This is a genomic window from Methylophaga sp. UBA5088 (assembly GCF_002414625.1).
Classification (GTDB): domain Bacteria; phylum Pseudomonadota; class Gammaproteobacteria; order Nitrosococcales; family Methylophagaceae; genus Methylophaga; species Methylophaga marina.
The window spans coordinates 1-9,232 of the sequence record NZ_DIAC01000019.1; the positions used below are offsets into that span (position 1 = coordinate 1).

11 protein-coding genes are annotated in these 9,232 nt (G+C 44.3%); 10 read left to right on the top strand and 1 reads right to left on the bottom strand.

The window, feature by feature from the left end; all coding sequences use genetic code 11:
- The 10 genes from B4K20_RS02420 to B4K20_RS02465 all read left to right on the top strand — a co-directional run.
- Positions 1-306 (top strand): DUF3450 family protein (locus B4K20_RS02420; RefSeq protein ID WP_289281758.1); only part of this gene is annotated, 306 nt, incomplete at its 5' end.
- Positions 303-1,655: a MotA/TolQ/ExbB proton channel family protein gene (locus B4K20_RS02425; protein ID WP_289281759.1), complete on the top strand. Its 1,353-nt coding sequence runs from the start codon at positions 303-305 to the stop codon at positions 1,653-1,655. The genes B4K20_RS02420 and B4K20_RS02425, both read left to right, overlap by 4 nt.
- Entirely contained in the window at positions 1,639-2,163 is a 525-nt protein-coding gene (locus B4K20_RS02430; RefSeq protein WP_286303819.1) for a MotA/TolQ/ExbB proton channel family protein, read from the top strand. Before B4K20_RS02425 ends, B4K20_RS02430 begins: the two co-directional genes overlap by 17 nt.
- Positions 2,164-2,172: 9 nt before the next feature.
- A complete protein-coding gene (locus tag B4K20_RS02435) occupies positions 2,173-2,580 on the top strand; it encodes an ExbD/TolR family protein (protein WP_286303820.1) in 408 nt (135 codons plus the stop codon).
- A gap of 11 nt (positions 2,581-2,591) precedes the next feature.
- Positions 2,592-3,248, top strand: coding sequence for an energy transducer TonB (locus B4K20_RS02440; RefSeq protein WP_289281760.1), 657 nt, complete (start codon positions 2,592-2,594; stop codon positions 3,246-3,248).
- A complete protein-coding gene (locus B4K20_RS02445; RefSeq protein WP_289281761.1) occupies positions 3,245-4,477 on the top strand; it encodes a tetratricopeptide repeat protein in 1,233 nt (410 codons plus the stop codon). Before B4K20_RS02440 ends, B4K20_RS02445 begins: the two co-directional genes overlap by 4 nt.
- Entirely contained in the window at positions 4,461-5,030 is a 570-nt protein-coding gene (locus tag B4K20_RS02450) for a class II aldolase/adducin family protein (protein WP_286303825.1), read from the top strand. Before B4K20_RS02445 ends, B4K20_RS02450 begins: the two co-directional genes overlap by 17 nt.
- An 81-nt stretch (positions 5,031-5,111) precedes the next feature.
- The gene (gene ovoA, locus B4K20_RS02455) at positions 5,112-7,250 is read left to right on the top strand and encodes a 5-histidylcysteine sulfoxide synthase (protein ID WP_289281762.1); all 2,139 of its coding nucleotides are present in this window, start codon (positions 5,112-5,114) and stop codon (positions 7,248-7,250) included.
- Positions 7,250-8,425, top strand: a complete 1,176-nt coding sequence (locus tag B4K20_RS02460; RefSeq protein WP_289281763.1) for a pyridoxal phosphate-dependent aminotransferase — start codon at positions 7,250-7,252, stop codon at positions 8,423-8,425. Before ovoA ends, B4K20_RS02460 begins: the two co-directional genes overlap by 1 nt.
- 77 nt (positions 8,426-8,502) lie before the next feature.
- Complete coding sequence (locus B4K20_RS02465; protein ID WP_286303828.1) at positions 8,503-8,703, top strand: winged helix-turn-helix domain-containing protein; 201 nt, start codon at positions 8,503-8,505, stop codon at positions 8,701-8,703.
- Here B4K20_RS02465 and B4K20_RS02470 read toward each other — a convergent pair.
- Positions 8,690-9,232, bottom strand: a 543-nt coding sequence (locus tag B4K20_RS02470) for a Tll0287-like domain-containing protein (protein WP_289281764.1), incomplete at its 5' end; no start/stop codon positions are given. The genes B4K20_RS02465 and B4K20_RS02470 overlap by 14 nt on opposite strands.

The window sequence follows — 9,232 nt, forward strand, 5'->3', positions numbered from 1 at the left end:
CGCCGCATCATGGAAGCCTACCAGGTTGAAACGGAATATGGCCGCACTATTGAAGCCTACCAAGCCGATCTGCTTGAAGGTGAAACGAAAAAGACAGTCGATTTTTTAAGAATTGGTCGCGTCAACCTATATTACCTCTCACTGGATGGAAAAGAAGCAGGTATGTGGGACAAAGAGGATAAACAATGGATTACTTTATCTGACGATTATATCAAGGCCATCAATGATGGCTTGAAAGTGGCGAGAAAGCAGTCGCCACCAGACCTGATGGTATTACCTGTCAAAGCAGTAGGAGAGAAACAATGAAACAGCTAATTTCTCTTTTACTACTCAGCATTTGTCTACCCGCCTTTGCGGCTGATAAACCTGCTAACCTGGATCAGTTATTAGAACAGGTAAAACGGGAACGTGTGCTTGAGCAGCAGCAAAATCAACGGCGTGAAGCAGAATTTGCCCAAGCACATAGTGAACAAGCTAATCTTTTGGCGGAAGCCAAAAGAGAGTTAGCCGCACAAGAAAATCGTACCGAACAGCTCAACACCACTTTTAATGAACAAGAACAACGTTTAGCTGAACAACAGAACTTACTTGATGAAAAATCAGGTTCACTGGGTGAATTATTTGGGACAGTCAGACAGGTTGCTAATGACAGTCGTGGTGTCCTGGAAAGTTCAATGACCAACGTTCAACATCCTGAAAGGGTAGACTTTCTCAATAACTTGAGTGAAAGCAAACAACAACCGACGATAGAAGAGCTACGCCAGTTGTGGTTAACACTGCAAGAAGAAATGACGGCTTCGGGCAAAGTCGAAAAATTTACCACCCCCGTTATTACAACCACCGGTGATGTTGAAGATAAAGACGTCACTCGCATTGGTGTCTTTACGGCTTTTTCTGATGGGACTTTCCTAAGATACCTGTCTGAGACCGGCAATTTAGTTGAGCTGGCAAGGCAACCTGTGGATCGCTTCAGAAACGTCGTATCTGAGTTTGAAGAGGCACAAGCAGGTGAGTTAATGCCAACCGTTGTTGATCCCACCCGTGGTGCGATCATGGCCTTGTTAGTGCAGACACCCACTCTGAAAGAACGTATTCAACAAGGTGGCTGGATTGGCTACATCATTTTAGTGCTTGGTGCTATTGGCCTCATTATCGCACTCATCCAGTTTTTATCGCTGACCAAAGATGGTCATGGCATTGCCAAACAGCAGAAACAAAAAGAAGTCAGCGAAAAAAATCCGCTGGGACGAATTTTGTCTGTTTACAATGATCGCTTAGCACATGATGTGGAAACCTTATCTTTAAAACTGGATGAGGCTATTCTCAGAGAAATGCCTAAGTTGGAGCGCGGTTTGATTACACTAGCTATTCTAGCCGCGATTGCCCCTATGCTTGGTTTGTTGGGGACGGTTTCAGGCATGATAGAAACATTCCAATCAATCACATTATTTGGTACTGGTGATCCTAAATTAATGTCTGGTGGTATATCTCAGGCATTGGTCACTACAGAGCTGGGGCTGGCTGTAGCGATTCCTTTATTGTTGATTCACAGTGGTTTATCAGGCAAGTCGAATCGATTAGTGCAAATTCTTGATGAAGAAAGTGCGGCTATCGTTGCTCGTAATGCGGAAAAACAACATGACCAATCTGTCTGACGGACTTTTTCAGATTGAATTACTGATGGAAAGCGGGGGAACCGTTTTATGGTTGATCCTGTTTTCGTCTGTATTAATGTGGACCTTAATTATTGAGCGTTATTTGTTTGTGGTGTTCACACATCCCAAACAAATGAAAAAGCGAATTCAGGAGTGGCAAGAGCGTCAGGACAGAAATAGTTGGTTTGCTGTTCAAATACGTCAAGGCATGATTACTGAAAGTCGTATTTCCCTGCAACGTTATTTGATGACAATTCGCACACTCACCGTCGCCTTGCCCATGTTGGGCTTACTGGGCACAGTGGGTGGAATGATTCAAACATTTGATGTCATGACCGTTTTCGGTACAGGTAATGCCAGAGGCATGGCTGGTGGGATTTCTGTCGCTCTGATTACGACGATGGGCGGTCTTTTGACGGCATTATCTGGTTTGTATTTCAGCACGCAGTTAACTCAACGTACAGAACGCGAAGTCGATAAAGTGGCTGACGCCCTGCGTAGAGAGTAAAGGATAGACATGAGAAACCGACATTCCCGACGCCAAAGCGGCGGTATCGCTGAAATAAACATGACACCATTGATAGATATGGTGTTTATCTTATTAATCTTCTTTATTGTCACCAGCTCTTTTGTCAAAGAGACCGGAGTAGACGTTAACCGACCTTCGGCCAAAACAGCTGTGAAAAAAGAGCGGGCAAATATTCTGATATCGATTCGTGCCAATGACGAAATCTGGATGGACAAACGCCAAATTGATCGTCGTGCTGTCAGGGCTAATGTTGAGCGAATGCATGCTGAAAATCCAGAAGGTTCTGTGATCATCTTAGCGGATGAAGAAGCCAAAACCGGGCTGTTAATTGAGGTAATGGACCAGGCCCGGTTGGCGGGTGTGGCCAATGTATCTATTGCTGCTGAACGCGACTAACGGCGGTCTTGATGAGATTAGTAGTAGGTATCCTTCTGGCATTAGTCGTGAACTTTGGTCTGTTCTATTTAATGGAGCACATGACCAATAGTAAAAGCATTGATAGACGTGAGATTGAAGAAGTCCAGATTCTGGACTTTGTGCGTTTGAAAAAAGAAGAAGCTCAACCCGAAACCAAAAAGCGAGAAGTACCCAAAAAACCACCGCCACCGGAAGAGCCGCCACCACCTGAACCGGCCGCCACTCAGGCAGATAAACCTGATGCACCTACGCCACAGATGGATATTCCTGCCATTGATGTGCCCATGAATATTACAGGCGGGCCTTATCTGGGCGATTTTGCCGCTGCTCCCAAAGCAGCGCCAGCACCAGCACCGAATAATGCGCCAATGTTAGATAATGAGGTGGTGCCACTGGTGCGTATTCCTCCTAAATATCCTCGCGTGGCTTCCAGACGGGGTATTGAAGGTGTGGTCACGGTGACATTTATCATCACTAAAGATGGCCGAGTACGTGATCCAAAAGTTATTAAAGCTGAACCTGCTAGTGTGTTTAATGATGCGGCTTTGAGAGCGATCCTTAAATGGAAGTTCAAACCTAAGTATGTGGATGGACAAGCTGTTGAACGTCAGGCCACTCAGGAAATAGAGTTTAAATTGTCACGATGAGTAAGCCATTACTAACCATATTGATTGTGCTGTTTGTCCTAGGGATAGGGACTGTCTCTGCTGCCGAAACGAAAGATGAGCAGTTTCTACTTAGCGAAGACACATATAAAGCCCTGAATCAGGCTCAAGAGCTGATGGAGAAAGAAAGCTATCCTCAAGCTCAACAGCAGCTGAATAACTTGCTCGATAAGGTGGAAAAAGGCAGCTATGAGCAAGCCGTTGTTCTGCAAACATTGGGTTTTTTATACTCCTCCCTTGAACAGTATAAAAAAGCGACGGATACATTTCAGCGCGCGCTGGACTTGGATGCCTTGCCAAAGGATGTAACGCACACACTACGTTACAATCTGGCACAGCTACTAATTGCGGATGGCCAGTATAAAAAAGGTATTCCGCTGATGGAAGAATGGCTGTCTGCAGAAAAAAAACCTGACAACACAGTCTATGTGCTTCTGGCCAGTGCCTATTATCAAATAGAAAACTTTTCAAAAGCAGCGGATAGAATCAACATCGCCATCAAAAACGATAAAACTCCCAAAGAGGACTGGTACCGCTTATTGCTATCATCTTATTTGTCTCTGAAACACTATAAATCTGCCATTAATGTGCTTGAGGTATTGATTACCCGATATCCGCATAAAAAAGTGTATTGGGAGCAATTGTCTGCTTTATACATGCAACAGAATAAAGAGTTCACCTCACTTGCTGTAAAAATGCTGGCTAAACGTCTTGACCTGACAGAACCTAAAACCCTGGTCAACTTGTCAGATATGTACCGTTATCTGGCCGTGCCATTCAAAGCTGGCCAACTACTTGAACAAGGTATGCAACAAAAAGTCCTCCCACGTAACTATGACAATCTGAATAAGTTAGCTGACAGTTGGTTAGCCGCTCGGGAAAATCAGCGTGCAGCAGAGACATTAAACGTCATGATTACCATGGATAACACGGGTGAAAGCCACTTAAAACTGAGCCAAATCTATATCAGGACTGAGCAGTGGGGTAAGGTAGTAGATACGTTATCCAGTGCCATAAATAAATTAAAAGGCAATAAACTGGGACAAACCCACCTGATGTTAGGAACGGCTTATTACCACCTGGACAATTTAGAGCAGGCAAAGGATCAGTTTATAAAAGCGGCGGCTTTTGATGCACAGAAAAAACAAGCTGGGCAGTGGTTGCAACATATTAACAGTCTGTTAGAGAAGAAAGATGAGCCGGCTGCCTGATCTGCATGAGCAAAAACAGGCACTGGTCCAACATTACAAATGGTTGCGTCAATACGGATGCAATGACTCCCACAGTGGTAATGCTTCTTTTCGCTGGCATAATGATGTCTGGGTGACGCCAACAGGTTGTTGTGCCGATACACTCAGCCCTGATGATTTGGTTCGTTGTCATCTTGATGGCCACTGCGGGGAAGGCGCTTCTCTGGATGCGCCTCTGCATATTGCTGTTTATCAACAAAACGACAAAACCCGGGCAGTATTTCATAGCCATGGACCTCATGCCGTCGCCATGACCTTAACTGGTGATGGTTTTACACCCATCGATTTTGAAGGGCAATACTACTTTCCAGTGGTCCCGATTATTCATATCAATTATGCTGAATATGTCGAAAAGGCACCCGCTGCTGTTGCGCAGACTTTAAAAAAGTATAAGGTGACAGTAGTCAGTGGCCATGGTGTCTATGCCTGTGCCGAAACGATAAATTTGGCTTATAAATGGACATGTTCACTGGAGTTGTCAGCAAAAACAGCATGGTTAGCTAAACAAATCTGAAGTGTGTGACTTATTTTCGCAACAAATTCACAGTTCATTAGTCATAACGACACAATAAAAATACAGAGATGAGGTAGCAATATGACTGCTGAAAGCGCATTGAAAAAATATGCTTCGATGGAAAGTTCTTATTTAAGAACGCCAGTACTAGACGAAGGTAACCCAGCAGAGAAACGTCAAGAAATTGCTGATTACTTTAATTTCACTTTCGAACGTTACGAATCTTTGTTTGCTACCTTAAGCGATGATCAAGCCTACTTTCAGAAGTCGATTCCTCTTCGTCACCCATTGATTTTTTATTTTGGTCACACGGCGACTTTTTTCGTTAATAAAATGCTGTTAGCAGGGCTGATTGATAAACGTATTGATCCTAAATTTGAATCGATGTTTGCGGTGGGTGTGGATGAAATGAGTTGGGATGATCTCAACGATGATCATTATGACTGGCCAGCGGTTGAAGAGGTTAAAGCTTACCGCAAGAAAGTACAGGCGATGGTCAACAAGGTGATTCGTCAGGCGCCACTCAAACTACCTATTGATTGGGAAAATCCATGGTGGTCTATCATGATGGGGATTGAGCATGAGCAGATCCATCTTGAAACCTCTTCAGTTCTTATTCGTCAGCAACGACTGGAATGGGTAAAACCGCATCCTGCCTGGCAACCATTCAAAGAAACAAACCAAGCACCTGAGAATAGCCTGGTCGAAGTGCCTGCTGGAAAAGTGAGTTTGGGTAAACCATATTCGGATTCTATCTATGGCTGGGATAATGAATATGGCACACACGAAGCAGAAATTGAGACCTTTCAGGCTGCTAAGTTTTTAGTCAGTAATCAGGAGTTCCTAGAGTTCGTTGAAGATGGTGGCTATAACACCGATGAATACTGGTCTGAGGACGGTCTGCAATGGCGTCAGTTTACCCAGGCACAGCATCCCACTTTTTGGCTTGAAACCAAGCAAGGCTGGCAGTGTCGTTTGATGACTGAGGTCATTGATATGCCATGGGACTGGCCAGTTGATGTTAATTATCACGAAGCAAAAGCGTTTTGTAATTGGAAGGCAAAGCAAACAGGCCAATCCGTGCGTCTTCCAACCGAAGATGAATGGTATCGACTCTATGATGAGGCTGGACTGCAAGAATTAACCAGCGATCTCGCACCGGCAAATATTCATCTGGACTATGCGGCTTCATCTTGTCCTGTGAATTTCTTTAAACACGGTGATTGGTATGATGTCATTGGTAATGTGTGGCAATGGACTGAAACACCCATTTATCCATTCGATGAGTTTAAAGTACATGCTATCTACGATGACTTTACGACACCGACTTTTGACGGTCGACACAACCTGATTAAAGGCGGATCGTGGATTTCCTCCGGTAACGAAAGCCGCAAAGCTTCTCGCTATGCTTTTCGTAAACATTTTTTCCAGCATGCCGGATTCCGTTATGTCGTGTCTGAGGCGGAGCTGGAAGAATACAGTTCTAACTACGAAACAGATACGATGCTGTCACAGTATGCAGAATTCCATTATGGTGATGAATACCTCAATGTAGCGAATTTCCCTAAAGCACTGGCTGAGCTTGCTATTGAAATGATGGCGGGCAAAGAAATGAAAAAGGCGCTGGATTTGGGATGTTCAGTGGGTCGAGCGAGTTTTGAGTTAGCCAAACATTTCGAACAAGTGACCGGCGTTGATTTTTCAGCACGTCTTATTAATCTCGGCACGCAAATGGCTGAGCAAGGTGTGGTGCGATACACCATCACTGATGAAGGTGAGTTAGTTCACTACAATGAGCGACGCCTCGACCAACTTGGATTAGAAGACACAGCTGCTAAGGTCGAATTTTTACAGGGTGATGCCTGTAACTTGAAGCCCATATTCAAAGAGTATGACCTGATATTGGCTGCCAACCTGATTGACCGACTCTACAAACCGACACAATTTTTAGCGACGGTACATGAACGGTTGAATCAGAATGGCTTGCTGGTACTGGCTTCGCCTTATACCTGGCTGGAAGAACACACGGAAAAAGCACATTGGTTGGGCGGTTTCAAGAAAGATGGTGAGAGCTTTACCACGCTGGATGGTTTGAAGGCGATTTTAGAACCCCATTTCGAGCTTATTCGTGGGCCGGAAGCAATCCCCTTTGTTATTCGTGAAACGAGCCGAAAATTCCAACATACTTTATCTGAAGTGACGGTCTGGAAACGTAAATAATGACGATAGATTTTGATCAGAAGATAGATCGAAGTTTTAGTCATAGTCTGAAATTTGATGCCAGAGCAGCTTATTTCGGCCGGAGTGATGTGATTCCGATGTGGGTGGCGGATATGGACTTTTCTGCTCCAGAAGCCGTGACAAAGGCGCTCGTTGAACGTGCTAAGCATCCAATTTATGGGTATACGCTGCATCCTGACTCCATGTATGACGCTTTGATTGATTGGAGTGCCAAGCGTTATCAATGGCAGATAAAGCAAAGCGAGATCATAATGTGTCCTGGCGTTGTCCCTTCAATCAATGCCGTTATTGAAGCGATCACAGAGCCTGGTGACAAAGTCATTGTTCAGCCTCCCGTTTACTTTCCGTTTTTTTCATCGGTTGAGAAAAGTGGCAGGGAGTTAGTGTTAAATCCGCTTTATCTCGACAATAATCGCTACTATATTGATTTTGAGCATCTTGAACAGTGTGCACAGCAAGGTGCTAAAACATTACTTTTTTGTTCCCCTCACAATCCAGTTGGTCGGGTTTGGACACAAGAAGAATTAGCACAGTTACTTGAGCTGGCTGAGCGTTATCAGATGACTATTATCTCTGATGAAATTCATGCTGATCTGATTTTTCCTGAACAACAGCATATTGCATTGGCAACGCTGACTCAGACCAATAATGTCATCACTACATTAGCACCCAGTAAAACATTCAATATTGCCGGTATGGGCTTATCGTCACTGATTGTCAGTAATAAGCAACAGCGTAAAGCGATAAAAGCGGTGTTTGAACAATGGCATATTAGCCCTTCTAACCCTTTCAGCATCACCGCGTTTGAAGCGGCTTATCGTCATGGTGAAGACTGGTTAGACCAGCTAAATATTTATATTTACAAAAATAAGAAATGGGTAGAAGATTTTCTTCAAACTCATTGCCCTCAGCTCAAGCTGATTGAGTCGGAAGGCACGTATTTATTGTGGCTCGATTGCCGTGCTTTGGGAATGGATAATGAGACACTCAAACGTTTCTTTATCGAGCAGGCCGGCGTAGGTATGAATCCAGGTTATGTCTTTGGTGATAATGGGGGAGGTTTTATGCGTCTTAATATTGGAACACGTCTCGAGATTGTCCAGCAGGCAATGAAGAGAATCGCTAGTGCCATTGATGGTATTAGTGCAAGCTGAAGCATCATCTTGGCTAGCAGTCAGAACCTAATCACTAGCAAGCAAATTAATTCAGTCAGGAAACGGAGTTTACAGCGATGATGAATGATGAAATTGGTGAAGCGGCAGGTGTTGTATGGACGTTCTTAAACGCGAAGGGTGAGACCTCAGCTTCACGTATATGCAAAGAGACCAAGCTTGAGGCAAAGCTGTTTCAGCGAGCTGTAGGCTGGTTAGCTAAAGAGAATAAGCTACTTATCAAGCAACAAGGGCGTACCGAATACCTTAGTTTGCGTTGATTTTTGAGTAACGGCGTTTGACTGAAAATGCGCCCCGAATATCACCCATCTTATAGCCGGTAGCCATGTCATTAGGGTAGTTCTTGTCTATTATTTTGCTAACAGGTAACGCTATCTTGCTGCCATGACATGACAGACAGACTTTATCCGTTGGGATCGCTTTCATATAACGCCAGTCATACCCAAAATCAGAATCGACTTTTTCTATGAAGGTCAGAGATTGAATAGCTTCTCCCGTTTTTAGGCGCGTTTCAAAGTTCTGTAGAACACCTGTTTCCCAGCTGTCAGCTTCATTCTCAAGGTTGCGAACTCGCAAGCTTGTTCGATGAATATCGAGACTGTATTTCTTCGACATTTCATCAGCGATGGTCGGTGCGACCAATTTACAGACAGAAATAGCTTCTACAGGACCGCCGTCCTGTAGCGCTGACATTAATGCTTCTTTCAGATGCGTTGATAGATCTTTGATAGCCGCCTGAGCATCACGCTCGAAAGCCGCTTGTTCATCGCTATCTGCATAGGCGGGTAT